Annotated in this window: 19 protein-coding genes, 1 tRNA gene and 1 pseudogene; 10 read left to right on the top strand and 11 right to left on the bottom strand. The window is 66.4% G+C overall.

Translation table 11 applies throughout. The features are described 5' to 3' along the window. Positions 1 to 97 precede the first annotated feature (97 nt). Together IEZ08_RS03075 and IEZ08_RS03070 are read right to left on the bottom strand one after the other, a co-directional pair. Positions 98 to 1,051 carry an anti-sigma factor RsbA family regulatory protein gene (locus IEZ08_RS03075; RefSeq protein WP_068922840.1) on the bottom strand — a complete coding sequence of 318 codons (954 nt, stop codon included), beginning with the start codon at positions 1,049 to 1,051 and terminating at the stop codon, positions 98 to 100. Positions 1,052 to 1,190: 139 nt separating this feature from the next. Next, a complete protein-coding gene (locus IEZ08_RS03070; RefSeq protein WP_068922841.1) occupies positions 1,191 to 3,050 on the bottom strand; it encodes a SpoIIE family protein phosphatase in 1,860 nt (619 codons plus the stop codon). A gap of 126 nt (positions 3,051 to 3,176) precedes the next feature. On the opposite strand from IEZ08_RS03070, the gene IEZ08_RS03065 reads away from it, so the two are divergent. After that, complete coding sequence (locus IEZ08_RS03065; RefSeq protein WP_068922842.1) at positions 3,177 to 3,893, top strand: ANTAR domain-containing response regulator; 717 nt, start codon at positions 3,177 to 3,179, stop codon at positions 3,891 to 3,893. A 41-nt stretch (positions 3,894 to 3,934) separates the two neighbouring features. Here IEZ08_RS03065 and IEZ08_RS03060 read toward each other — a convergent pair whose 3' ends face one another. Next, complete coding sequence (locus tag IEZ08_RS03060; RefSeq protein WP_068922843.1) at positions 3,935 to 4,315, bottom strand: STAS domain-containing protein; 381 nt, start codon at positions 4,313 to 4,315, stop codon at positions 3,935 to 3,937. 197 nt (positions 4,316 to 4,512) lie between these two features. Here IEZ08_RS03060 and IEZ08_RS03055 point away from each other — a divergent pair, with 197 nt between their 5' ends. From IEZ08_RS03055 to IEZ08_RS03045, 3 genes are all read left to right on the top strand, one after another. Beyond that, on the top strand, positions 4,513 to 5,289 hold the full coding sequence (locus IEZ08_RS03055; protein WP_068922844.1) for a SigB/SigF/SigG family RNA polymerase sigma factor: 777 nt from the start codon (positions 4,513 to 4,515) through the stop codon (positions 5,287 to 5,289). A 116-nt stretch (positions 5,290 to 5,405) separates the two neighbouring features. Beyond that, positions 5,406 to 5,924, top strand: coding sequence for an ATP-binding protein (locus IEZ08_RS03050; protein ID WP_189241615.1), 519 nt, complete (start codon positions 5,406 to 5,408; stop codon positions 5,922 to 5,924). Between the two features lie 107 nt (positions 5,925 to 6,031). Beyond that, positions 6,032 to 7,351, top strand: a complete 1,320-nt coding sequence (locus IEZ08_RS03045) for an NAD(P)/FAD-dependent oxidoreductase (protein ID WP_068922846.1) — start codon at positions 6,032 to 6,034, stop codon at positions 7,349 to 7,351. 204 nt (positions 7,352 to 7,555) lie between these two features. Here the strand turns inward: IEZ08_RS03045 and IEZ08_RS03040 are convergent, their stop codons facing one another. From IEZ08_RS03040 to IEZ08_RS03025, 4 genes are all read right to left on the bottom strand, one after another. Next, positions 7,556 to 7,747, bottom strand: a complete 192-nt coding sequence (locus IEZ08_RS03040; protein ID WP_068922847.1) for a hypothetical protein — start codon at positions 7,745 to 7,747, stop codon at positions 7,556 to 7,558. 3 nt (positions 7,748 to 7,750) lie between these two features. Beyond that, positions 7,751 to 8,080 carry a hypothetical protein gene (locus tag IEZ08_RS03035; protein WP_189241614.1) on the bottom strand — a complete coding sequence of 110 codons (330 nt, stop codon included), beginning with the start codon at positions 8,078 to 8,080 and terminating at the stop codon, positions 7,751 to 7,753. Positions 8,081 to 8,452: 372 nt separating this feature from the next. Further along, complete coding sequence (locus tag IEZ08_RS03030) at positions 8,453 to 9,226, bottom strand: hypothetical protein (protein WP_229802878.1); 774 nt, start codon at positions 9,224 to 9,226, stop codon at positions 8,453 to 8,455. A gap of 228 nt (positions 9,227 to 9,454) precedes the next feature. Next, positions 9,455 to 9,877, bottom strand: a complete 423-nt coding sequence (locus IEZ08_RS03025; protein ID WP_189241613.1) for a hypothetical protein — start codon at positions 9,875 to 9,877, stop codon at positions 9,455 to 9,457. A 128-nt stretch (positions 9,878 to 10,005) separates the two neighbouring features. Between IEZ08_RS03025 and IEZ08_RS03020 the strand changes: the two genes are divergently transcribed. From IEZ08_RS03020 to IEZ08_RS03010, 3 genes are all read left to right on the top strand, one after another. Further along, positions 10,006 to 10,082: transfer RNA gene (locus IEZ08_RS03020), tRNA-Pro, on the top strand. A 166-nt stretch (positions 10,083 to 10,248) separates the two neighbouring features. Beyond that, positions 10,249 to 10,866 (top strand): hypothetical protein, encoded by a 618-nt coding sequence (locus tag IEZ08_RS03015; RefSeq protein ID WP_189241612.1) that lies wholly within the window; start codon positions 10,249 to 10,251, stop codon positions 10,864 to 10,866. A 55-nt stretch (positions 10,867 to 10,921) separates the two neighbouring features. Next, a complete protein-coding gene (locus tag IEZ08_RS03010; RefSeq protein WP_189241611.1) occupies positions 10,922 to 11,122 on the top strand; it encodes a helix-turn-helix domain-containing protein in 201 nt (66 codons plus the stop codon). On the opposite strand, the pseudogene IEZ08_RS03005 reads toward IEZ08_RS03010, so the two are convergent. Further along, positions 11,119 to 11,922, bottom strand: a pseudogene (locus IEZ08_RS03005) (transposase); the annotation flags it as partial. The gene IEZ08_RS03010 and the pseudogene IEZ08_RS03005 overlap by 4 nt on opposite strands. A 213-nt stretch (positions 11,923 to 12,135) precedes the next feature. Beyond that, on the bottom strand, positions 12,136 to 12,543 hold the full coding sequence (locus IEZ08_RS39265; RefSeq protein ID WP_203863218.1) for a transposase: 408 nt from the start codon (positions 12,541 to 12,543) through the stop codon (positions 12,136 to 12,138). Between the two features lie 71 nt (positions 12,544 to 12,614). Here IEZ08_RS39265 and IEZ08_RS02995 point away from each other — a divergent pair, with 71 nt between their 5' ends. After that, on the top strand, positions 12,615 to 13,022 hold the full coding sequence (locus tag IEZ08_RS02995) for a winged helix-turn-helix domain-containing protein (RefSeq protein WP_229802877.1): 408 nt from the start codon (positions 12,615 to 12,617) through the stop codon (positions 13,020 to 13,022). Continuing rightward, a complete protein-coding gene (locus IEZ08_RS02990) occupies positions 12,932 to 13,576 on the top strand; it encodes a transposase (RefSeq protein ID WP_373294321.1) in 645 nt (214 codons plus the stop codon). Before IEZ08_RS02995 ends, IEZ08_RS02990 begins: the two co-directional genes overlap by 91 nt. A gap of 799 nt (positions 13,577 to 14,375) precedes the next feature. Here IEZ08_RS02990 and IEZ08_RS02985 read toward each other — a convergent pair. Further along, entirely contained in the window at positions 14,376 to 19,109 is a 4,734-nt protein-coding gene (locus IEZ08_RS02985; protein ID WP_189241608.1) for a LamG-like jellyroll fold domain-containing protein, read from the bottom strand. A gap of 332 nt (positions 19,110 to 19,441) precedes the next feature. Between IEZ08_RS02985 and IEZ08_RS02980 the strand changes: the two genes are divergently transcribed. After that, complete coding sequence (locus IEZ08_RS02980; protein ID WP_189241607.1) at positions 19,442 to 22,468, top strand: AfsR/SARP family transcriptional regulator; 3,027 nt, start codon at positions 19,442 to 19,444, stop codon at positions 22,466 to 22,468. Positions 22,469 to 22,686: 218 nt separating this feature from the next. On the opposite strand, the gene IEZ08_RS02975 is transcribed toward IEZ08_RS02980, so the two are convergent. Then, the gene (locus IEZ08_RS02975) at positions 22,687 to 24,129 is read right to left on the bottom strand and encodes an alpha/beta fold hydrolase (protein WP_189241606.1); all 1,443 of its coding nucleotides are present in this window, start codon (positions 24,127 to 24,129) and stop codon (positions 22,687 to 22,689) included. Between the last annotated feature and the right edge of the window lie 475 nt (positions 24,130 to 24,604).

Raw genomic sequence — 24,604 nt, 5'->3', positions numbered from 1 at the left:
ATAGGCATGGAAAGCCTGGACTTCCAGGGGGTGCCTGCGTCTTAGGCACTCATCTGTATGCCTGACACAATACCCCGATCGCCAGCGGTGGCAAACATCAGTATTTCCGACTCTGTCGTAATTCTTCCGCGCGGGAGCTGGGAACATGCAGCTGAACCGTGCACCCGCCCTCGCCGTGGTGGATGTCCAGCCGGTCGCAGAGCTGGCGGGCGATCCACAACCCGTCACCCGGCCCGGAGGTCGGGCTCGGCGGGACGAACCCGGCGAGCGGATCGGTCAGGCCGCCCCCGGGGCGGTAGATCTGGCAGGTGATGGCGCCGAACCGCTCCCACAGATGCAGGTCGATCGGCGGGTCCAGGTGCGCGGCCACTTCGTTGACCGCCACCGCGAGCAGGGTCGCCCGGTCCTGGCTCAGCCCGAACAGGGACGCGTGGTCGGAGACGAAACCGCGCAGGGCCGGCAGTGTCTCCACCGACTTGGCCACCGCGTCCGCCGGGGGAGGGGGCAGGGGGATCGCGTCGTACTCGCGGACGAACTCCAGTGGATCGGTGTAGCCCGGGCAGGGGAGGAAGGCGTGGCCGTCCTCGGACCATGAGGGATGCGTCCGCCGGGCGGCCGTGATCACTGAGGGATCGTGGACCCGGGTGTCGTACGGGCAGAGCATCCAGACGTTGGTGCCCTTCAGCAGCAGGTTGAGGATCGACTCCATCCGCTGCCAGGCCCGCATGTCACTGTCGGGCCTGCCGACCCAGAGCGGTTCGGAGAGCACCCGGACGTGCCCGCCGGACGGCGCCTCCGGACCGCGCCGGAGCCAGTAGCGGTGGAAGGCGGTGGTGCGCTGCACCGGGCGGCGGCCCAGGAAGGTGGTGTCGGCGTAGTCGACCAGGCGGCCGTCCCGGCCCAGGGTGTCGCCCAGGAGCTCCAGGTTCGCCGAGGTGGTCACGACCAGCACCGGATCGTCCCCGGCCAGCCCGTCACGGACGAACGGCAGCGCGATCTCCAGGAACTGCTCGCCGGAGGCGTAGACCGCCGCCTGGTGAATCGAAGTCATCGAAGGTCATCCCGCTCAGGGTGGCCGGGCCCGGGGTCCCGGCCGGTTGGTTTCCCACCTCGCCCGTACACCTCGTCTCCGCCTCGGACGACCCAGGCACAGCACACGTCAGGTGATGAAACGCTAAGTTATCCGATCCCTACACAACGCGCAGGGCAAGTATCACGATCTCGTCCCACACCCTTCCCCCGGAGAAGGCGTGCCGGTCCTCCTCCACGGCCTTGACCACCGTGGCCGGGGCCTGCGACACGCACCGCGCCAGCACGTCGGCCAGGCGTCCCTCGCCGTACGCCTCCCCGTGCTCGTTGCGTGAGTTCACCAGGCCGTCGGAGTAGAACACCAGGATCTGACCGGCGGCCAGCATGATCTCCTCCTCGAACGTCTCGCAGTCGGCGGAGATGCCCAGCGGGACACCGCCGCCGCTGGTGAAACGCACCGTCCCGTCGGGCTGGAGCAGCGCGGCGGGATGATGGCCCGCGCTGGCCAGCCTGATCCGCCGCCCCTTGACGAACCCCGCCACGGCCATCACGAACATTCCGTTGCGCTGCGCGGTCAGGGCCTGGTTGAGCTTGCGCAGGGCCTCACCGGGGTCGCTCTCCCAGACGCTGAGCACCCGCAGCCCGTTGCGCACCATGGCGCTGACCGACGCCGCCTCCTCGCCCTTGCCCGCCGCTCCGCCGAGCGCGAACGCCCACCCCTCCGAGAACGGGAAGACGTCGTAGAACTCGGCGCCGACCAGGCCGGAGCCGGCATGGTAGATCGCCGCAGCCTCGAATCCCGGGATATCCGGCAGGGAACGGGGCACCACGCTGGTGCGCAGCGCCTCGGCGGCCTGGGACCGGGTCTGGAAGCTGTGCCGGGCGCGCAGGGCCAGCCCCAGGTGGGCGCCGATCTCCTCCATCAGGCCCAGGTCGGCCAGGGAGAACGGCTCGCGGTCGCGCAGCCGCAGGAGGGTGAGGGCGCCCGCGGGACCGTCCTGCCCGCCGATCGGCACGCACAGCGCGGAGGCGGCGCCCATCACCCGCAGCAGCGGCGGGCCGTCGGCGAGACCGCCGAGCAGCATCTCGTCCTCCAGCATCTCGTGGACCACTCCCGTGCCGCCGGTCAGCACGTGCGCGATGAGCGGCGCGGCCAGCGGGTTGTGGTTCTCGACCATGCGGACCAGCTCGTTCACCGGCTTGTCGGCGGGACCGAACACGCAGGCCCGCCGGGGCGAGCCGTCACGGACCACGTCGGCGATCACCCAGTCGGCGGTGTCGGCCGCCAGCAGCCGCGCGGCCCGGGTGACGGTCACCGGCTGGTTCAGGCTGTCCTCGTCCAGCAGCAGGCGGGTCATCCGGGACAGCAGTTCCTGACGGCGGGCGGCGGCCATGATCAGGGTGGAGTCCGGCGGCTCGACCGGCGAGGCGGGGATGTCGGCCACCTGGGTCTCCAGCGGGAGGACCAGGACCGCCGTCATCTCGTGCGGCTCTCCGGGCATGGTCAGCCGGGTGAGGGCCAGCTGCACGGTGTGCGCCCGGCCCTGGTGCGCCAGCCGGGTCTGGAAGGTCACCGTCCGGCCGCCCTGCTGCACCGCGGTGAGATGCGAGCGGAAGGCGGCCCGCCGGGAGATGTCGACGAACAACGCGAACGAGCGGCCGATCAGGTAGCCCGCCGGGCTGCCCAGCATCCGGGAGGTCTCGGCGCTGATCCGGCGGACCGTCCCCGACCCGTCCAGCACCACCACCGGGACCGGGAACGTCTTGAACACCTGCCGCAGGAGTTTCAGCTCCCGCTGGGAGCCGCTCTCGCGCTCACCCGAGCGCCTGGGCGCCCTGCGCACCTCCCGCAGGGCCGCGTCCAGCAGCTCACGGGCGGTGTCCAGCTCGGCGAGCGCGGCATCAAGCGTAGAACGGGGGTCGGCGGGGTAGGCGGATCGGGCCTCGCGCAGTGAGGAGACCCTGGAAGTCAGGGCAGTCAGCGCCTGCTCCAGGGCAGGAAGGCCAAGGGCTTCGGTCAATGCTCATCCTCATCGGCGGCCGGGGTGGGACTCGTCCCGTCGTAGACGCTACGCCACCCGGTGGAGCTTATCGATGTGCGGTCAGATAGTGATTAAGTTATCCATACGGGGAAGGGGACTTGCGACATGGACATGGTGACGCCCGTTCTCGCGCGCGACCTCGCCACCCTCGGAAGGGTCAGCGAGGAGACCTCGAGTGAGAGCGTGCTGTCCGGACTGACCACCACCCTCGCCGGAGGCGTGCCCGGCTGCGCCGGCGGAACCGCCGAACTCTGGAGGCGGGAACGGCTGGTGGTCTCAGCCTCCCACAGTGAGCTCGTCCTTCTCGTCGAAAGCGAGAGCCGGCTGGGCGAGGGTCCCGCGATCGAGGCCCGCGCCACCGGCAACCACGTGATCGTGCAGGACGTGCTCCGCGAACCCCGCTGGCCGGCCTACGCCGCGATGGCGGTCCGGTGCGGAGTCCGTTCGGTCTTGGCCATGCCCATCACGGTCGAGCGCGCGGTCCTGATCCTGGGGCTGTACGGCGTGCGCCCCGACGCCTTCGCCGTCCGCGGGGTGCCCTCACTGGCCGACATGCTGGCCGAGCAGGTGACCGTGGCGCTGGCCAACATGTGGGACTACGACGAGGTGCGCACCGACGCCGCCCAGATGCAGGAGGCGCTGGCCGGCCGGGCGGTCATCGACCAGGCCAAGGGCATCATCATGAAGTCCAGCGGATGCTCGGCCGAGGCCGCCTTCGAGGAACTGCGCCGGGTCTCCCAGCACCACCAGGTGAAGGTGGCCGACCTGGCCAGGCTCCTGGTCGACGAGCACCAGCGCAACCGGGGCGGCAGGCAGGACTGACCGCCGAGGCGGGATGACCGCCGCCCGCCGTACCGGAGTCGTCAGACCGAACGGCCGAACGCGGCCAGCGCGTCGTCGACGGTGTCGTAGAGCGGGAGCCGCTGGGCCAGCCCGGTGATCCACATCACTCTGGTCTTGGAGTATTCCACCCCGGTCAGGGCGAACCTGCCGCCACCGGCGGTGCTGACCTGCCACTGGTGCACGATGAGCCCGAGCGCCCGGGAGTCCATGAAGGTGACGCCACTGAGATCGAGGACCATGTCGGCGCCGTGCTCGGCGGCCTCCGCCGCGAGATAGTCGGCGAACTGGTCCCTGGTGGTGGCGTCGAGCAGACCTGTCACGCGGACCACATTGACCCCGCCGACCCGCCCCGAGGCCAAAGCCAGCGCAGCCGCGCCACCGCCGTTCTCCGACACCGTCACTCAAAGCCTCCTCGCCACTCGCATAGCAACCTTACTGTTACCTGAGGGCGAGTAATACTCCCGCGATCGTGGGAATACTCTTGCCCATGAGGTCCAGCAGAGGGCCTCGCCTCGAAAAGTGGTCGAGGCGATGCCGTCTGCCCGGAAACTGCTCCGCTGGCTACCGGCATCGTCGACAGTCATAGCAGGGAGCAGCAATGTCTGTTCAGGCACTCGAACTCACCGACATGACCGCCGAGGAACTCCTCGCCGAAATGTCCGCGCCTGAGATCTCTGAATACCGCGCCGAGCGCCTGCGCGAGCGGATCGTCGAGATGCACCGCCCGCTCGCCATGGAGATCGCTCGCCGCTACCGCTACCGGGGCGAACCGCTGGAGGACCTCCTGCAGGCCGCGTACGTCGGCCTGATGAAGGCGATCAACGGTTACGACCCGACGCTCGGCCACGCCTTCCGCGGCTACGCGGTGGTCACCATGACCGGTGAGGTGAAGCGGCACTTCCGCGACCGCACCTGGGCGATCCGGGTACCCCGCGTCTACCAGGAGCGCCGGGCCGAGCTGAACCGGCTGGTCGCCGACCTCAGCCAGGTGCTGGGCCGCGCCCCGACCGTCGCCGAGCTCGCCGAGAAGATGAACATCAGCGAAGAGGACGTCCTGCTCACCCTGGACGCCTCGGCCGCCTACAGCGCCCTCTCGCTCGACGCCCCGCTCGGCACCGACGACGACGCGGCCGCGCTGGGCGACGTCATCCCCGACGAGGACGACACGCTGTCGTTCCTGGTGGACCGGGAGGCGGTCAAGCCGCTGATCGACAAGCTGCCGGCCCGGGAGAAGAAGATCCTCCTGCTGCGCTTCTTCGGGAACATGACCCAGGCCGAGATCGCCGCCGAGTTCGGCATCTCCCAGATGCACGTCTCCCGCATCCTCCGCAAGGTGCTGGACCAGCTGCGGGAGGAACTCGTCGCCGAATGCTGAATATGAGGCTCGCTACGGGGCACCGGAGCCGACGGGGTCCTATGTGGCATAGAGTGCGTTCGATAAGCCCAAGCCGCCGGGAGGACGGCGTCACGGGACAGGGAGGCGGATCGCGGGTGAACGAGGACGGCACTCGTCCGGGCCGCCTCCAGGCGGACGGCGACCGGCGCCTCCGCGCGAGGCCCGTCGCGGCTGAGATCGCCTTCTGCCTCCCGGACCTGCCCGACGTGCGTGACTTCGCCGCCGCCCACGGCCTGCGCAGCGGCATCGCCCCCGAACAGCTGGCCGACTTCCTCGTCGCGGTGAACGAGGTGGCGACCAACGCCGTCACCCACGGGCACACCAGCGCCAAGGCGATGCTCCGCATGTGGGTCGAGAACGGCTTCCTCTCCGTGGAGATCCGGGACGAGGGGCGGTGGAACCCCGCCGCCCCTCCCGGCGAGACGCCCCCGGCCCCCTACGCCACCAGTGGCATGGGGCTGTGGGTGGCCCGCATGGTCAGCTCCGACATCGCCTTCCGGACCGGGCCCGAGGGGACGGTCATCACCATGCGCTTCGCGGTGACGGCGGGGGAGTCCCACGGAGCGAACTCCGAGAGGCCGGGGACCGCGGAACCCCGTCCCCGGCGCAACTGACCCCTCCCGGCGGGTCCCCGTACCGGCCCTCCGCCCGGAATCCCGGCCGAACGCTCCTGCAACCGCTTTCCTGGGGCTGGGCCCCTTTTCTGGGTAGGGGGCAGGCCATGACCACACCCCCGCGCATTCTGATCGTCGGCGGCGGTTACGTCGGCATGTACACCGCCTTACGCCTGCAGCGCCGGCTCCGCCGCGGAGAAGCCCGCGTCACCGTCGTCGACGCCGACTCGTACATGACCTACCAGCCCTTCCTCCCGGAGGCCGCGGCGGGGAACGTCGAACCCCGGCATGTCGTCGTCCCCCTCCGCAAGGTCCTGAAGTCCTGCGAGATCCTCAACGGCTGGGTGGTCGGAATCGACCCGCAGGCCCGCACCGTCGAGATGCGGCCGCACCAGGGCCCGCCCCGCATCCTCGGCTACGACCTCCTCGTCCTCGCCCCCGGCTCCGTCTCCCGCACCCTTCCCATCCCCGGCCTGGCGGAGTGCGGGATCGGCTTCAAGACCGTCGAGGAGGCCATCCACCTGCGCAACCACGTGCTCGCCCAGCTCGACCTGGCCGCCTCCACCACCGACGCGGCGATCCGGGAGAAGGCCCTCACGTTCGTCTTCGTCGGCGCCGGTTTCGCCGGGGTCGAGGCCCTGGCCGAGCTGGAGGACATGGCCCGCGACGCCTGCCGCCACTACCCGTCCATCCGGCCCGGCGACATGCGCTGGGTCCTGGTCGAGGCCACCGGCCGGATCCTGCCCGAGGTCGGTCCCGAGATGGGCCGCTGGACGGTCGAGCAACTCCGCAGCCGGGGCATCGACGTGCGCCTCGGCGTCCGCCTGAAGTCCGCCGAGGACGGCCACATCGTCCTCGACGACGGAGACGCGTTCGACGCCGCCACGCTGGTGTGGACCGCCGGCGTCAAACCGCATCCCCTCGTGCGGGCCAGCGGCCTCCCCCTGGACGACAAGGGACGGGTGAAGGCCACCGCCGAACTGCTCGTCGAGGGGTACCCCACCGTGTTCACCGCAGGGGACAGCGCCGCCGTACCCGACCTGACCCGGCCCGGTGAGCTGACCTCGCCGAACGCCCAGCACGCCGTACGGCAGGCCCGCACGCTGGCCGACAACGTGCTGGCCACGCTCAGGGGCGCCGAACTGCGGCCGTACCGGCACGCCTACGCGGGCTCGGTCGCCAGCCTGGGTCTGCACCAGGGCGTCGCGCAGATCTACGGCGTAAAGCTACGTGGGCCGCTGGCCTGGTTCATGCACCGGACCTACCACCTGTCCCGGGTGCCGACCCTGAACCGGAAGGTGCGCGTGCTGATCGACTGGACGCTCGCGCTGTTCTTCCGGCGGGACATCACCTCGCTCGGCGCGCTGGCCCACCCCCGGCAGGAGTTCGAGTTCGCGGCCCGGCCGGACCTCGGCAAGAGCGGGTGACGGATCCCATCCGGAGAGCGGGCGACGGGCCTCAGCCCGAGCGGATGCCGCACCGTTGCCGGACCGTTGCCGGACCTTCTGAAAACATGACACGACCTGGGAACACGCCACGGCGACAGGCGAAGGGGCGCCGTCCTGACGGACGGCGCCCCTGAGAGATGTTTCCGTGGGGTGGCCCTGAGAAACGGAGGCCACCCCGCGCGGTCACCTCCTGCTACGGCGCCAGGCGCCGCTCCCGCGCAATCCCGCCGTGCCCACACCGCCCTGGTGCAGGGAGAGCAGGAGCAGTCCGAGAAGCAGGAAGGCCGTCGAGCCGAAGTCCCCGCCCAGGGACACGTCGAGCAGCTCGAACAGCAGGCCGATACCGAACACGATGGCGGCGGCGATTGCCAGCATGGCTTACCTCTTTCCTACGGACGTGACGGGCATGCCGAGCAGTTCCTCCAGCGTCGCGCGGTAGTCCCGCAGGACCGTGCGGAGCCGCTCGGTGTCGCCCCCCTCGGCGGCGTCCTGGCCGCCGTTCTTCCATCGACCCTGCAGATCGGCGGCCCGGGCCTCCAGCGCCGTGCGGATCGCCTCCGTCACCTCGCCGAGGAGCGAGGCCGCGTGCTCCACCGCCTGGCGGGGGTCGTCGACGAAACCCGCCTGGACCTCCTGCCAGCGCCGCCGTACGTCCTCGGGGTCCTGGCCGAACAGGGACACCCGGCCGGAGCGCTGAGGCTCCTGCACGGGAACCTGTGGGGGCGCTGCGCCGTGTCCGGGCACCGGATCCTGAGCGGACCGCCGGTCGTCCGGCCCGGCGTGCTCCGGACCGGGACGGCCGCCGGGGTGAGGGACATCCACACGCTCGGCGCTGTCCGCGCGGTCGGCGTCCGTCAGCGGGGTCTCCCGCCCCGGCGCGTCATCGACCTGGTCCGCAGGCACCTGCCTGGCAGGCGCCTTCCCGGGCGGCACGTGCCCGACGAGTACCTGACCGGGGGGCACCGGCTCACCGGGTTGTGCCGCGTCGTCACGCTGCGGCGGCACCTGCGGTTGTGTGTCCTCATCCGCCCGGGTCGGGCGGCCGTGTACCAGCCGATCGGGTCGGTCGTTCATCTATGCTCACCGTCCTCGGGAGTCACGGGGGGCGCCCCGCTCGTTCTCACCGGCCCGCTCGCCGGGGCCGGGCCGTACATCGTGATCGTTATGGCCGGGCCGTACATCGTGGTCGTCCGGCTCGTCATGGCCGGGCCGCCCGTTCCGGTCGGCGCGCCCGGAGTGCGCCTCCCGCTGACGGGGCGGGGCGGCGGCGTGCCGGGAGACGTGCGCGTCGTCCGCCGCCTTCGCCGCCTCGGCCGTGGGGGCACCGAGCAACTCCTCGAACAGAGCGCGATAGTGCACCATCGCCTGGCGGAGCTCCTCGGTGGACGCGGCCTTGCGGACGGCACGGCCGCTGATCTCATGGGCCTGCCGGTAATGGTCGAGGGTACGGCTGTGATCCACCGACAGATCGGCGATCCGCTGCTCGAAATCCTCGACCGGATAACCCTTGTCGGCCATCACGGAGGTCACCAGGTGATCGGCCTCGGTCACCGCGAACCCGGGCGCGTCCACGAACCGTTCCTGGACCTCAAGCCATTTCTTGGCGTAGCCTGCCCGCGTCTCGTCATCGAGCGGGCGGATGTCGAGCGAGCTGAAACGCTGCTCACGGGCGAGGAGCTCCTGCTCAGCCTCGCGGCGGTTCTCACGCTCGCGCAGGGTACGGTCATACTCGGGGCCGAATCGTTCGCGGAGTCGGTGCCGGCGTTGCTGCTGCAGTACGACATAGCCGACTGCGACGATCGCCACCACCGCGACCACGATGACGGCCACCCAGATCAAGGTCTCGGTGGACATGTGCGCCTCCGGATTGCGTCAGCGGTTGTCTCCGCCCGCTGCCCCGGAAAGCCACGTCAAAACCGCCCGGTTACTCCCGCATCGCCGCGGCGTTACCCTCCGCCCGGGAGCCCTCGACGCTGCCGGAGAACCCTCGACCGCACCCGCGGCAGGAGAAATCCGCAACCGCGCTCCCCGGAAGGGAGAGCCTCACAGGGAAACCTCCCACCGCGCCCTCAGCCGGAACCCTCAATCCGCGACGGCGCTCCTCGCCTCCGCGAGGACTCTCTCAACGAGCGAGCCGTCCTCGGGCGCCGGGACCTCATGGAACCCGTGCTCGGTGTCGTAGGCGATGTCCAGCCCCGCCGCCACCAGCCGGTCGGCCCAGCGCAGCGCGGTGTTGAGCTTCTCCGCGGGGATCGCCCGCCCCTGGGCGACGGACGACAGGTTGCGCAGGTTCGTCGCCGGGCCCGACTGACTGTGCGCGCGGTCGAGCTTCCACGGGATCGCCCGCGAATGGTCGAGCATCGGCTTGGACAACCCCGCGGCCCGCTTCGCCTGCAGGATCCCCGACTCGCTCACCCCGAACCGCGCCGCCAGCTCCGCGTTCGACAACCCCTGCCCGGCCAGCCGCCGCAGCTCCTCCTGGTCGATCAACGCCTTCCGCCCCACCCGCGCTCCACCCTCCACGTGATCACAACTGCCAGGCGGACGCCCTGGCGTGCACACGTCCGCTAGATCTGCGCTAAGGTTATGACGTCCCCCCGAGAGGGGCGGCCCGCAAGGGCCAAAGGACAAACCGGGACGTAGCGCAGCTTGGTAGCGCACCTGACTGGGGGTCAGGGGGTCGCAGGTTCAAATCCTGTCGTCCCGACCAGATTTTCCTGGCGGAAAGAGTGTCGCGTGAAGACGTGACACTCTTTTTCATTTCTTGATGCCTCGCCAGAAAATGGCAGTGGTAGCGGTCGTCCGAGGAGGGACGAGGCCCCGCTGTTCCGTGGAACTCCCGGTGGACCTCATCTTTCTTCCTTACAGTTGATCCCGTGTCACACTCTGTATCCGACAGGCGGACATGGGCGGACGCCCAACTGGTGGAGGCGGTCTCCAATGCCTCCTCCTGGCGCGGGGTGCTGCGTCTGCTCGATCTCAAGGCCAACTCGGCGGGTTCCATCCGAGCGGTCCGCCGTCATGCGGAGCGGCTGGAACTGGACACGGGTCATTTCGTGGGACAGCGCAGGTGGAGGGATGAGGATTTCGCCCGGGCCGTACGCGAAGGGCGATCGTGGAACGAACTCTGCAACCTGCTGGGTCTGTGCCCGGAATCGACACCGGACAGGGCGGTGATCAAAGCGCACGCGGTGCGACTTGGTCTCGACCTGGATCGTTTCGATGGCCGGGGGAGTGGTGCCGGTGAAGCTGGCTCGATCGATCCGCTGTCGCTGGAGCCGGATCTCTCCCGGCTGAGGAGTGCCGGGCTGGCGATAGCCACGGCATGGTTCGCGCTCCGCGGTTGCGCGGCCGCGCTACCCGTCGAACCTCAGCCATACGACCTGCTGGTGGACGTCCAAGGTGCGATCAAGCGTGTTCAGGTCAAGACCACGGGCTGCATGTCCGCCGACGGCTGGATAGTGAATGTGGGACGGCATGCCTACTCAGGTTGAATTCGTAGAGCCCGTAGGTCGTGACGGCTGCTCGGTGCTGCGATACGACTGGGTCATGCGGTACGGGCAGAGGGGCGGGTACACGCCCGCCGAACAGGAGCGCCGCGAGCTGGTCCGGCTGAAGGCGGCCGAACGGTTCGCGGCAGGTGAGCCCACCAAGGCGATCGCGGGGGACCTGCGGATCGACGAGCGTACGGTGCGGCGGTGGAACGGTAGGTGTCAAGTCAAGTGGGACACGGTGCTGCTGAGGCGTTAAGCGGCCTCCTCCTCGTCTGAGCTGCTGGTCAGGCCGTCGTCGTCGCTGGGCTCGTTGATCCACGCCTCGGTGGGGAGCTTGGGCAGCGACGGCCGTCGAGTGAACCTCTGCGGGTTGGCCACACGGAATTCCTCGATCGTGTCCTGGCGCTTGTCTTGGATGGCCTGGGCGGTGCCGATGTGCACGGTGAACGGCGTGTGCAGCCCAATCCCCGAGTGGTAATGCCGGTGGTTGTAATAGTCGAAGAATCGGTGACAGAAGCTTCTCGCGTCCTGTGCCGACCCGAACACTTCCGGGAACACAGGGCAGTACTTCATCGTTTTGAAGTTCGCCTCGCTGTAAGGGTTGTCGTTGCTCACCCTCGGCCGGGAATGCGACTTGATGATGTCCAGGTCGGACAGCAGGCTCGCCACCGATTTCGACGTCATCGACGTTCCGCGGTCGGAGTGGATCGTCCGCGGCGCGAGCCCGCCGTTGGCCCGGATACAGTTCTCGATGAACTGCTTGGCAAGCTCTCCTGATTCACGGACGTGAACCTCCCAGTGCACCACACACCGGGAGAAGATGTCGATCATCACGTACAGGTCGAAGTACTTGCCTCGCTCGATGGACGGCAGCCTGGTTATATCCCAGCTCCACACCTCGTTGGGGCTTCTGGCGACCAGGTGCGGTTTCTTCTTGGCCTCGTGCCGGGCCTGAGCGCGCCGCTCGCGGACCAGGCCGCGGGCGCGCAGGACCCGGTACATCGTGGACACCGACGCCAGGTAGGTGCCACGATCGAGCAAGGTCGCCCACACCTGGCGCGGCGACTTGTCCGCAGAGGACTGCGATCAGCTCCTCGCATTCCTCTGCGGACAGCGCATTGGGCGGGGCCGGCCGTACGGTTACGGGCTTCACCTCTTTCGGTTGCCGGTGTCGATACAGCGAAGACCGGTTGATGCCGGTCAGTGTGCAGGATCGTTGGGTACCGACGTGGGGTTCGGGTTGTTCGCGGGTTTCGGCGCGAAGTTCAGTCAGGAGTTGTCCGAGTCCGCGCTCTCGGACATCGTTTCCAAGAGCGCGTGCCATTTTCCCATGATCTCCAGAGCGGCCTCGGTCTGGGCGAGCTTCTTTTTCAGCCGGGCGTTCTCCCGTTCGAGTTTTTCTCGCTCCGCCTTCTCCTTGGCCCGCTGCCGTGCCATCTCTCCGGATGCGACCTGCTTTTCCCTGGAGACGCCCTTCAAGGCACCCTCGTCGCGCTGCCTGCGCCACAACTGGATGCTGGAGTCGTACAAGCCTTCGCGGCGCAAAATGGCACCCTTTTCACCGGGTGGCGCCGCGTCGTACTCGGCGACGATCCGCAGCTTGTACTCCGCCGAAAAGTGTCGGCGCTTGGGTCGATCAGCCCGGGGCCCACCGGCCTCCAGGTCGTGCTTCGTCATCGTCACAGTCTGCTACACCATGTCTCGCCCTACTCATGCCATATTGAGAACTACCTCACCGTGTGTCCCACTTGAGCCTGACACGGAGGGGGAAGGCCAGGTGGCGCGTCGGGGGGACGGCGGCGCTGAAATCCACGGGGCCGGTCTCGCGGGAGAAGCTGTCGCCCGCCTCGTGGGCCAAGCTGGAGGCCGAGCTGAAACGAGGGCCGCTGGCGCACGGGTTCGCCGATGACCAGCGCTGGACGCTGGGCCTCAAGACGGTGATCGGGCGGATGTTCCACGTCGGCTACACCATCGAGGGGGTGGCCAAGCTGCTCAAGCGGCATGGCTGGTCCTGGCAGGTGCCGGTACGGCGGGCCGCCGAACGCGACGAGACCGCGATCGCGGTGTGGAAGAACGAGGTGTGGCCGCAGCTAAAACCACCGCGGCGGACCTGGGTGCCTGGATCTGCTTCGCCGACGAGGCGGGCCAGGGGCTGAGGCCGCCCAAAGCACGGACCTGGGCTCCGCGGGGTGCCCGGCCGGTGGTGCACACCCGCGGCGGCAGGGGCCGGGTGAACGTGGCCGGCGTGGTCTGCTTCCGTGCTGGGGAGCGCCCGCGCTTGTTCTACCGGTTGCAGCTGTATCGGGGCCGTCCCGGCGAGCCGAAGAGTTTCGCCTGGCAGGACTACCGCGACCTGATCCTCACCACCCATCAGCAGCTCGGCGCGCCGCTGGTGTGGTGCTGGGACAACCTGAACCGCCACCACGTGCAGGAGCTGGTCGACTTCGCCCGTGAGCACGACGACTGGCTGCGGATCTATCACCTGCCCGCCTACGCGCCGGAGCTGAACCCTGCCGAGGGCGTCTGGTCCCTGCTCAAGCGCGCTCTGGCCAACTTCATCGTCGCTGATCTCAAAGGTCTCGTTCGGATCGTCAAGCGCAAGCTGAAGAAGATCCAGTATCGGCCCCGCCTGATCAGCGGATGCCTGGCCGGGACCGGCCTGACCCTCGAACCCTGTCATGCCAAGGAGGGCTCTACGAATTCAACCTGAGTATGGCAGGTCAACATTGATCCCGTGCGATCCAGAGGATCTTGATCTCTTCTTCATCCTGGATGGAGACATGGATATTTATGTCATTCTCATGGAGATAACCCATGGGGGGATTTGTATTCCCCTAAAGGTCGTTGTCGATGCGTTCAGGAAAGTGATTTAAATCTTTTGGGAAAGATGATGGTTTTCGGCAGCTGTGATTGAGTCCGCAGACGTGTCCTTGTGATTCCTAAACTACTGCGGAACTATAAACCTCTATCTGAAGGACATAGGTGCGATCATTGGCGAGGACTCCTCGATTGAAATGCTTTGTAATTGCTATCGGTTAAACCATTCCCTTGCTTCTGGGGCAAGTAGGTGAAATATGGCCGCAGCGGATAGCGCTGCCGCGATTAGTGCGAAAATGTTATGATCAAAGAGTCCGTAAATAAGGCCATATGGGATAGAAAGTCCACTCAGTATAAAGGTTGCAGATCTTGTCCATCGCCTTCCGGGCGAATATTGGAATGAGAGTATGAGGTAGAGGAATCCGAATAGAACGGAAAATATAGTGGTGGGTGGAAGTAGTTCTCGTAGCCATAAAGGCAGTTTTGTTAGAGTGTTTGCAAGGCAGGATAGCCAGATTGGAGAGGTGATTAACGATAAAGCTCGAGCGCCCGTCACCGCCTGTGGTGCATTCTGAGGAGAATTTGAGTAGGTCACTGGGTGGTCCCTCTTGGTTGGTGATGTCGCGTAGGCGCGGACAATTTTCGCGCCTACGCGACATCGATTTCTTATCGAGGAGTATTTATGGATTTAATTATATGTATTTTGTGGTGGCAATGCACCAGGGTGATTCTAGTTTTACGGGATCTCCGACAGTGTATCCGCCGGCTTTGTATTCAACTGTTACGTTCATTGCATGGCGGATTTTGTTGAATGAGCATGCGATGCCATCGCAGCCTACAGTGAAGGGCCTCACCTTATCAGGTGCTGGGGTTATGGGGGGATATTTTGCGGATCCTTGTACCGAGTACTGAACGGATGAGGCAGTAGTGCTAAATCCGATACCGGGTCCTCCTCCGTCTACGGAGACACTTCCGGCGGTTATGCCGAAACCGGCGATCGTTTCCAGCTTGACGGTAGTGCCGTTGAGTAATGATTTGTTCTTTTTTGACTTGGTGAAGGCGGATGTTGTATTTATGCGGGCCCAACCTCTGAGGTCAGTGATGTCTATAGCTGTTGGGCCGCCGACAATCCAGTTGTGATAGCCCTTGTACCGAAGCACTCCTCCAGTTTCCAGAGTCATGCCTGCTCTGACGCTTCGCTTTGCGTAAGTATCGAACATGCAGCCATCGCCGGCGCAGCGCTGCTGGTAAGCCGTGACATCGTTTGGATTAGGACCTCGCGACTTTTCGTCTATGGGACATCCAGGCCACGCCAACTTCGCTGCGGTTTCCTGGGGCGTCGACTTAGCTACTGAGGATTCCTTGCACTCGCCGCCAGGGCCAGGTCCTTCAAGGACCATATCCATTCCCCTGGTGTCAGCCTCAAATGATACGGATATGTGAGTTCCCGAACCACCGCATTTGCCGAAGGAGAAGTCATAAGTGCCCCCTGCCGAGTTTTCGTGTCGGACCTCCCGGTCTTCGCCGGCAGTGGCGACATCGGTCCATTTGTGCTGGACGGTGGCCCTAAGGATGACATCTCCATCCGGCGCGTTGTAAGCGACAGCGTTGCTGATGGAAACCGAGGAGCCTTCTCGCCGCCTGCTCTCGGCGTGCATGTTTTGCTTGGCAGAGATCAGGCTTGTATTGGTCAAGGCGAGCTTGGCGGCCATCGGATGGCTGGGGTGCAGCGTCTCGTCTAATTGAGTTGCCGTCTGTGTGCTGCCGTGTACATTCCCGCTCCACACGTCCGGATATTGTCCCTCGATAACACCACTCTGGATGTTGTAATAGTCCTCAACTTTAACCGTCAGCCTCTCTGTGTCCACAGATGATGGACAGGCTGCGGCACCCGGTTGCTGAGGTGGAAGCTCCACGCGCTTGGGCGTTACAGTGACACTCTCCCACTCACTTTTTCCGAAACGTGTCCGTGCCGCTACCTGAAGGGTGTAGTTGGTGCCATTGGACAGTCCTGTGACAGTAACTGACGGGTCTTTCGCTTGGACCGTGCGTATGATCTCACCGTCAGGGGTAAGAACCTGCACGTCGTAGCCGTCCAGGAACGCCAGCGACCCATTCGTTTCAGGAAGCACCCAGGTTGCGAGAGCACCGCCATCACCAGGTGTAGCGAGGAGGTTACGTACCTTGCTGGGTGGTCCCGGGGGCAGGTAGCCGACCGTAAGTGACAACTTTGCCGCTGCATCTGGAGAACCGAAGCTGATCACCACCTCACTGTCGGACTCCACCAGCAGCCATGCCATCTCGTCACCGACGATGTCCTGTCTGGGAGAAGCAGCGGGAATGCTATAGACAGAGGAAGAGTCGGTACTCCTGACTAGATCTGAGGGCTTAGTCGCAGCGGTAACCTCATTGTCCAGACGTGTGATCTTGATCGTTGCATCGCTTGGACAAGTGCTGTCGCCACAATCTGGTGTACCGAGATCCAGCAGCGATTCGACGGGAATGGAACCAGCGGGGATCTCATCCAGCCTGACCTTGAATAGACTCGCCAGTTTAGCTTCACCCGGTCCGCCAACCTGGATCGTCGAGTTGTCGTTGAACATGCAGGCACCACCCTCGCACGCAGCGGGGTCGATCTTCGCTGTCTTCGTCACGAAGTGGTCCCGCTGGAGCGCGATCGGCGTGGGGCTGTACTCCTCTGGAGGAGCTTCGCCGGGCACAGTGAAACTTGTCGGCTCTGTCTTGGAGGTACACACCTCCTGAGCGCAAGCCTGCATTTGCCACTTGTAAGCCCGTCCCGACTGCACGATATTGGTTGCAATTTTGAACGAAGCCCGCTGGCCGCCGACGACAGCGAGTTCGCCCAATGGGCTGGAGCCGACCGGAGCACCGGTGCTGTCGTACAGGTAGTACTTGGCGGTGACAGGGCCGCCGGAGGGGCGGTTGACCATACCCGACAGGATCGGCCGGGCCGGGTCAGCCATGCCGGTCTCGGTGTCGGTGGGCAGCACCGGCGCGTCCGAGGTGATGCGGTAGGCCGGGCTCTCGTTGCACGAGGGCGGGGTGACGCCGGTACGGCAGGCCTTGACCACGAACTTGAAGCTGGCCGGGTTGTCCAGCGCGAAGACCTTGTCGATGACCTGGCCCGAGGGGATGCCGTTGTAGCTGGTGGCGGTGGGGACGCCATACAGGGCTCTGACGTCGTCGGCGGTCAGGACGCGATCGTAGACGTGCATGTCGTCGACTGCGCCGCTGAAGGAGCCCTCGATGCCGATGATCCTGCCCTTGCCGAGGGTGAAAGCACCCTGGGCGTTCCATGTGCTGGTGTGGTCGCGCTCTGCGGCGAGGACTCCGTCCACGTAGAGTCGCAGTTTGCGTGCTGTGGCATCGTGGACGGCGACGACGTGGGTCCAGGTGTTGATCTTGGCCGGTTTGTCGGAGTAGGCCACGGTGTGAGCGGTCGCGCTGGTGTCGTTGGCCGACATGCCGAACCACCACTTCTGGTTCAGATCCGGGTTGCCCGGGCTGTCCACGTAGGCCAGCGCCATCCCGGACTGGGCGGTGCCCGATTGGCTGAAGACCGTCTGGTGTCCGGAACTGCCGTCCAGCCGGACCCAGGTGCTGACGGAGAAGTCGGCGTCGGTGTTCAGAACCGGCCCGCTGGTCGTGGCGATCGCACCCTTGGGGAAGGTGAGCGCTCCGCCGAGTTGACCGGGACTGCGCGTCACCGTGCTCCCCAGCGTGAGGTTCCGTCCCTTGCCGGAGGAATCGGTGGCGGTGGTGCCGGAGGCCTCATCGAACTTCCAGTAGGCGGCCTCTCCCGTCGGGACGGTGGGCGGGGTCGCCATGGTGGAGTCGTTGACCGAGACGGTGTAGTCGAGCTTGGTGCCCTCGGCGACGCTGGACTTGAAACCGACTTTTACCTGCTGGCTGCGGGCGATCGCGTCGTTGCCGTCCATCGAGTCGATCGACTCGGCGGTCACGGTGGGGATCTCCGGCGGCAGCATGTAGGAGACGGTGAGCTTCGGCGGCCGGGCGTCGGCACCGGTTCGCTCCGAGGAGTGGAAGACGACCCAGCCGTGCTTGTCTGTCTCGTTCACACCGCGTACCTGCAGGCCGTGGTTGGCCGAGCCGGCCGCCCAGGCGCTGACGATGTCGCGGATCGACCAGGTGAACAGTCGGGGGTACTGGTCGTAGGTCGGGCAGAGCTGGATCTGTGATCCGGCTTCTGCGGCATCCGGAGCCCATGCCGGAGAGGTCCAGGAGGCCGAGGTGTTCCTCAGGACCTTGACCCCGCCGAGATTCAAGTCGCAAGCGGGTCCGCTGCGCGCATACAGCTCCAGCTGGGCGGAGGCGATCGCCTTGCCCACGAGCGGTGCGGTGTCGAAGTGCAGCAGTGAGCGGTGGTAGGACGGTTTGGCGGTGGTGTCCCCCAAGGATCTGCACTGGATGTTCACCATGCCGATCATCAGTTCCTGCGCGGGATCGCCGTAGCCGCAGCGGGAACTGACCCAGGTGTCGGACAGCAGGGTGAGCGTCGTGGTGGGGTCCACGGTGACCGGGTAGGTGGTGGCCGGATCGGCCAGGAACTCGGGGTCCGGCTTGAGAACGAGCACCGGCTTGCCGTTCTCAACGGTCACCCGCGTGGCGATGTCCCCGACCTGCGGCCGGCTTGTGATCTTTCCTGTGTTGTCCGTCTTGAGGGCGCTGCCGTCGATCGCGACCGGTGCCGGGGCCTGTGCCACGGTTTTGCCGGAATCGTCCTGCAGCTTCAGCTCGCCGCGCTTGGCCTTCTTGAAGGTCAACCCTTCGGTCTGTACGGGGATGCGGAGCTCCACCGGGCCGGACGGCTTGGAACGCAGGACGACGTCATGCCGGAAGCCTGTGGGCAAGGCGGTGACGACCAGGTCCGCGCCCGGTCCCGCCGCGTCGGTGTAGGTGGCGGCATTGCCCGCAAGCGTCGGTTTGGGGAGCGGTGTGGGCCAGTCGAGAGAGAAGCGCTGATCCTGCTTATCGCGTTCCATCGAGGCGAACGGCTTGTCGCCGCCGCCGGCCGAGAACTCCATGTCGGCCATGGCCAGTTTGGGTCTGAGAACGCCGCCCTGCTCTACCAGGGTTGTGTCGATCCAGGCCCAGGACCCATCGGGCTGTTTCAGCTGGGACGGTCCCGAATACGAGTCCGTCGTCAGATGGCCGTCGGGGTAGGCCCAGGTGCGTGAGGTCTCGGTGTAGACCGACTCGACCGCTACGGGCTTGTTCTGTTTTCTCGCCTCTTCGATCGCGGCACGCAGGGGCGCATCCGGATCCTTGGGCCGCGGAAACTCCGTCACCGCCGGAGCGGGAGAGGGTGCCGGCTCGGGGTCGGCCAGCGCGGACGGGGGGTTTCCGGCCACCAAAAGGGATGCGGCCAGAGAGGAAACGGCCATCACCGTGAGTGCGGGCCGTTTCCGTGACCTACGCCGTGGCGGTGGCGCGGCCGAGCGGCTCGGTAAGGGGGATCCCACCGATACCTCCATCGTTGAAGAAGATAGGCCAGCCGGGATTCCGGGAATGGGAGAGTCCGGCTGCAGATGATCAGGCCAAGGATCCTCGACGATGCTGTTGATCTTGTCGGTTATAATGTCTTGATCTTGTTGTGCCGGTTTCATTCGCGTGTTTCGCCGCGCCAAGGCGCAGGTCAATCCCTATGTGGTGCGAAACATGCGTGAAGTGGCCGGAAGGCATCACAGCGTGATAGTGATCCCCTGCGGGAGTTCTTGTGGAGTTTCGTGTTCTCGGGCCGGTCGACATATGCCGTGACGGGCGTTCGATCGCGATCGTGGGACCGAAGCAGCGGACCCTTCTCGCCCTTCTCGTTCTTCAGACCAACCGGGTGGTCTCCCATGACCGCATGCTGACGGCGCTGTGGGGAGGGCAAGTCCCCGCCACCGGCCGGAGGCTGCTTCACAACCACCTGTGGTCCCTGCGGCGACTGCTCGCCGAGCCGCAGGCGCTGGTGAGCTCTCCCACGGGATACTCGCTGAAGCTGCAACCGGGCGCTTCCGACCTGGACGTCTTCCTCTCTGAAACGGCCCGGGCGCGCTCGGCGCTGGACGCCGGAGATCCTCTGCAGGCCTCCAGTCGGTTCCGCGAGGCGCTGTCACTGTGGCGTGGACCTGCTCTCGACGGCACGCAGCCTGAATTCCAGATCGCGGAAGGGGCGACTCTGGAAGAGTTGCGGCTGGCCGCGCTTATCTGTCGCGCCGAGGCGGACCTCACCCTGGGACGCCATTCCGAGCTGGTGAGTGAGTTACGCCTGCTGGTCACCGAGCATCCACTCAACGAGGGCTTGCGCGGTCAACTGATGCGAGCACTTCATGGAGTCGGCCGTACGGCTGAAGCCCTTGACGAGTTCCGGTCGGCACGAGTGCTATTACGCGATGAACTCGGGCTGGATCCCGGAGAGGAGCTCATCCGTATTCATCAGGCCATCCTGTCGGGAGACTCAGCTGTCCTCTCAGGCGTGTCAGAGCCGACGACGAAAACACGCGCCGTTGACATACCCCGGCAATTGCCCGCAGACGTCTTCCGCTTCACCGGCCGAGCCGAGAGCCTGTTGCGGCTGGACAGGCTGCTGTCCGAGGACACGGCCGGAACGGCTGTGGTGATCTCGGCCATCGCCGGTGCCGGAGGAGTGGGCAAGACCGCTCTGGCCACTCACTGGGGTCACCGCGCGGCGGCGCGGTTTCCCGACGGGCAGCTCTACATCAATCTCCACGGCTACTCCCAAGGGCGGCCGACCACCGCAGCCCAAGCCCTCGATCACCTGTTGCGCAGCCTGGGCGTCTCCGGCGAAGAGATTCCCCATGGCCTGGACGAACGGGCGGCCCTGTATCGATCCCTGCTGGCGAGCAGGCGCCTGCTGATCGTCCTGGACAACGCCGCCAACGCTGAGCAGGTGCGTTGCCTGTTGCCCGGTTCCACCGCGTCACGAGTCGTCATCACCAGCCGGGACTCGCTGCGCGGATTGTCAGTCACCCACGACGTTCACAGCGTCGTCCTTGACGTCCTGTCACTCGGGGAAGCCGTCACCCTGCTCACCTCTCTGCTGGGAGCGGATCGGACAGGCAAAGAGAGAGACGCGGTCACGAATCTGGCCCGGCTGTGCGGCTGCCTGCCGCTGGCCCTCCGGTTGGCTGCCGCCCAGCTGGCCACCCATCCCGCCTTGCGCATCGCTGACTTCACCACGCGTCTGGAGCGGGAAAACCGGTTGAGCGTACTGGATCTTGAAGAGGATCCGCATATCGGCGTGCGCAGCGCCCTGGAGCTCTCCTACCGGAGTCTGCCGCCCGAGGCTCGACGGACGTTGCGCCTCATCGGCATGCATCCGGGCCCGGACATCAGCCTGGAAGCGGTGGCGGCACTCAGCGCCTCGTCATACGAGGAAGCGCGTGGAAACGTCGATGTCCTGATCAACGCGCACCTGCTCCAGCTCGACAACGACCGTAGGCTGTCGATGCACGACCTCGTTCGCGTCCATGCGCAGGAGCGCAGCCAGGTCGATGACACGCAGGACGACCGGGAGAGCGCTCTGGCCAGGGTGTTCAACTGGTATGCGCACACGGCTCGTGCCGCCATGCGACATCTCAACCGCGACGCCAAGCTGCTGAAGCTGGACACGCCGGCTCCGCCTGCCGGAGTGAGCGAGTTCACCGAGTACGGCCAAGCCAGCGAGTGGCTGGAGACCGAACGCCTCAACCTGGTCGCGGTCATCAACCGTACGGCGACGTCCGGGTGGCCGGTCCTATCTTGGCAGCTCACTCATCTGATCGCGTATTTCTTCTATCTCAAGGATTATGTGGACGACTGGGTGCACACCCACCAGATCGCGCTGTCCGCTGCCAGAAGCATCGGCGACCAGCGTGCCGAGGCCATGCTTCTGAGTACCCTCGGCCATGCTCATATGGCCGCTTCACAGCTGTCGGAGTTCATCGAGTGCCAGCGACAGTCACTGAAGCTGTCCATGGCGATAAGCGACCAGGCCGGTGAGGCCAACGCGTTGTGCTATCTCGGCTACGGGCTTGTGAGCGCCGGTAGTTTCGCAGAGGCAGAGGAGGTTCTCCTCCAGGCCCATGACCTCTATCAGAAACTCGACAACCAGGGAGGAGTGCTCGTGGTCCTCCTGGACCTGGCGACCGTTTACCTTCATGTCGGGCGCACGGCGGATTCCGTCTCTCTCCTGGAGGTCTGCTCGGCCCGATGGAGGGAGCAGAAGAGGGACCATGATGAAGCCTTCGCCCTCCTGCACCTGAGCGAGGCCCGGGCCAGAAGCGGTGATACGGTCACCGCGCTGGAGGAATGCCGGCGCGCATTGGAACTGGGCCGGGGAATAGGCAACGCCCGGATTGAAGTGCGGTCTCTGATAGGCATCGGCAGCATTCACTGGCGTGAAGGGGACCACGCCAAGGCCCTCGACTGCCATCAGACAGCCCTGGCCCTGTCCCTGGAGCTCTCCGGGCGCCAACTGGAGGGCGAAGCGCTCCAGGGGCTGGCGGACACGTACCGTGCCATCGGTGAGAACCTGGCGGCTCAGGAGCACTACCGGACCGCACTCGAGATCGCGATCGAGGCGGGAAGGCGATACCGGCAGGGCTATGCCCACAACGGGCTGGCCCTCGCTCTCCACGCTCTCGGCCGGGTCGAGGAAGCCGTCGACCACTGGAAGCAGGCTCTCGCCTTGTTCACCGACATGGGCGTCCCGGAGGCGGCCGTAGTCGACGCATTACTTCGTCGCGCAGGAAGATGATCGGCGAAGAGGCAGCGGGTTCCGTGGAGTGGTGAGCCCGGTTCACGACGCTGGTCGAAGGGGTTTTTGCGTTCTTCGTGCGAATGGTGTCCCCTGTGCCCCGGCCGGGACGGATTGAGGAAGCCGCCGGCTCCGGCCACGCCGCCTTCGTCCCGCCCCCGGTCCTGGGCGCGAGGCTGCTGACGGCGTGGCCGGAGCCGGTCACAACCGGCCGGAGCTCAGTCTGACGTCCTGGACGTGCCGACGGCGGCCGTGGCCGGCTGCAGGCGGGAGAGGGCCGGGAACGAGGAGCTCCAGGGGAGCTTGTCCGTCGGCCACAGCTCACGCTGCTGCTTCTTCTTCTCGGCCAGGGTCTCGACTCTGCCGCCCACGGGGCAGCGGAAGCCGTGCGGGGGCAGGGTCAGCGAGATCAGGTAGTTGTCGATCGGCACCGTGCTGCACTCGTCCTTGCCGTAGATGCGGTGGCCCCAGCCCTCATAGGTGATCAGGCGTGCCTTGGGGCCGAACTGCCGGGCCACGTTGGCGGACCAGGAGTACGGCGTGGAGGGGTCGTGCAGGGAGTTGCCCAGCAGGATCGGAGCGCTGCCCGTGTAGCGCAGCCGGTGCTGCGGGTTGGTGGTGGGGTGGCCGAGGCAGACGGGCAGGTCCTCGATCGGCATCGGGTTGTAGCGCATGTCCGGGGCGTGTCGGTTGCTGCTGCGCAGCAGCCAGGCGTACTCCTTGTAGCTGCGCACCGGGAGCCGGTAGTCCTGGCAGAGGATCGCGGTGGGCAGGTGGGCGACCTCTCCCGACACGGGCTGCCGGCCGGGCAGCGGGGGCACCCATGACGGCGGCTCTCCGCCGTCCAGGGCGCGGAGCATCTCGCTCAGCAGCTGCCAGGCGGGACCCTCGTTGCCCAGCACGCCCTGCCACAGGACCTGGATCTCGGTCATCGGGCGGTCGGTGACGCCCGGGTAGTACAGCTTGCCGCTGCGCGCCTTGGCCAGGATCCTCTCCCACACCGCCCGGACGTCCTTGCCATGCAGGGCGCAGGCGGGCTCCTGGTCGCACCAGCCGACGAACTGGTCGAAGGCGTCCTCGACGGCGGCGGCCTCGCTGTCGAGGAAGGCCTTGACGCCGAGGCTGTGGTCCATGTTGCTGTCCAGGGCCATGGCCCGGATCCGGTTCGGGAACAGCTCGGCGTACATCTGGCCGATCAGCGTCCCGTACGAGATCCCGTAGAAGGTGAGTTTCTCCTCGCCCAGCGCGGCGCGCAGGGCGTCCAGGTCGCGTGCGACGTTGACCGAGTCGACGTGGTCGTACAGCGGGCCGGTACGGGCCCGGCAGTCCGCGCGCAGCTTCTTGGCGTAGGCGCTCCACCTGACGAAGTCGGCCTGGCTCTTCATGACGGCGTACGGCATCTGGTTGTACACCGACGCCGAGCAGATCACCGGGTGGCTGCGGCCCACACCCCGGGGGTCGAAGCCGACGATGTCGAAGTGCTTCTGCAGTTCCGGGGTGAAGAAACCGGGAGCGCCGTAGGCGGCTTCCACGCCTGATCCGCCCGGACCGCCCGGGTTGATCACCAGGGACCCGACACGGGCCGCGGGGTCGGTGGCCTTGCGGCGGGCGACGGCCAGGTCGATGGCGGGCCCGTCCGGGCGGGACCAGTCGATCGGCACCCTCAGCCTGCCGCACTCGGCGGAGGGCTCCTCCTCGCAGGGCGCCCAGGTGATGCGGGCCTTCCCGGGGTCCGGAACCGGAGAGGTCGTCGGAGTCGGAGAGGCCGTCGGGGTCGGAGAGGCCGTCGGGGTCCCTGAGGGCTTCGGAGTCCCTGACGGTGCCGGGGTCGCCGTGGCCGCATCTGCGGGGCCCGCCGCGACGGCGGACGATACGGGTAACAGCGTCGCTACCGCCACGAAGGCGGCGGCGAGCAGGGGAGATCTTTTTCGCACAGTGCTCCAATCGCCGATCGGCCGATCGGTTCACTCGTGCGGTACTCGATCGGCCTTGGTCATCGTCGGTCGGCGGCCGCAACGACCCGCGGGGTCGGCGGCAGCGGACGCGGCCCCCGTGTTGACCGCGACAAATCGACGGCAGCACGATACAACGACATGATCCAGAAGATCATTGATATTGCGGTAAATGTCGCAATAT

It is taken from the genome of Planobispora rosea (genome assembly GCF_014648175.1).
Taxonomy (GTDB): Bacteria; Actinomycetota; Actinomycetes; order Streptosporangiales; family Streptosporangiaceae; genus Planobispora; species Planobispora rosea.
This window is presented reverse-complemented; position numbering and strand designations above follow the sequence as displayed.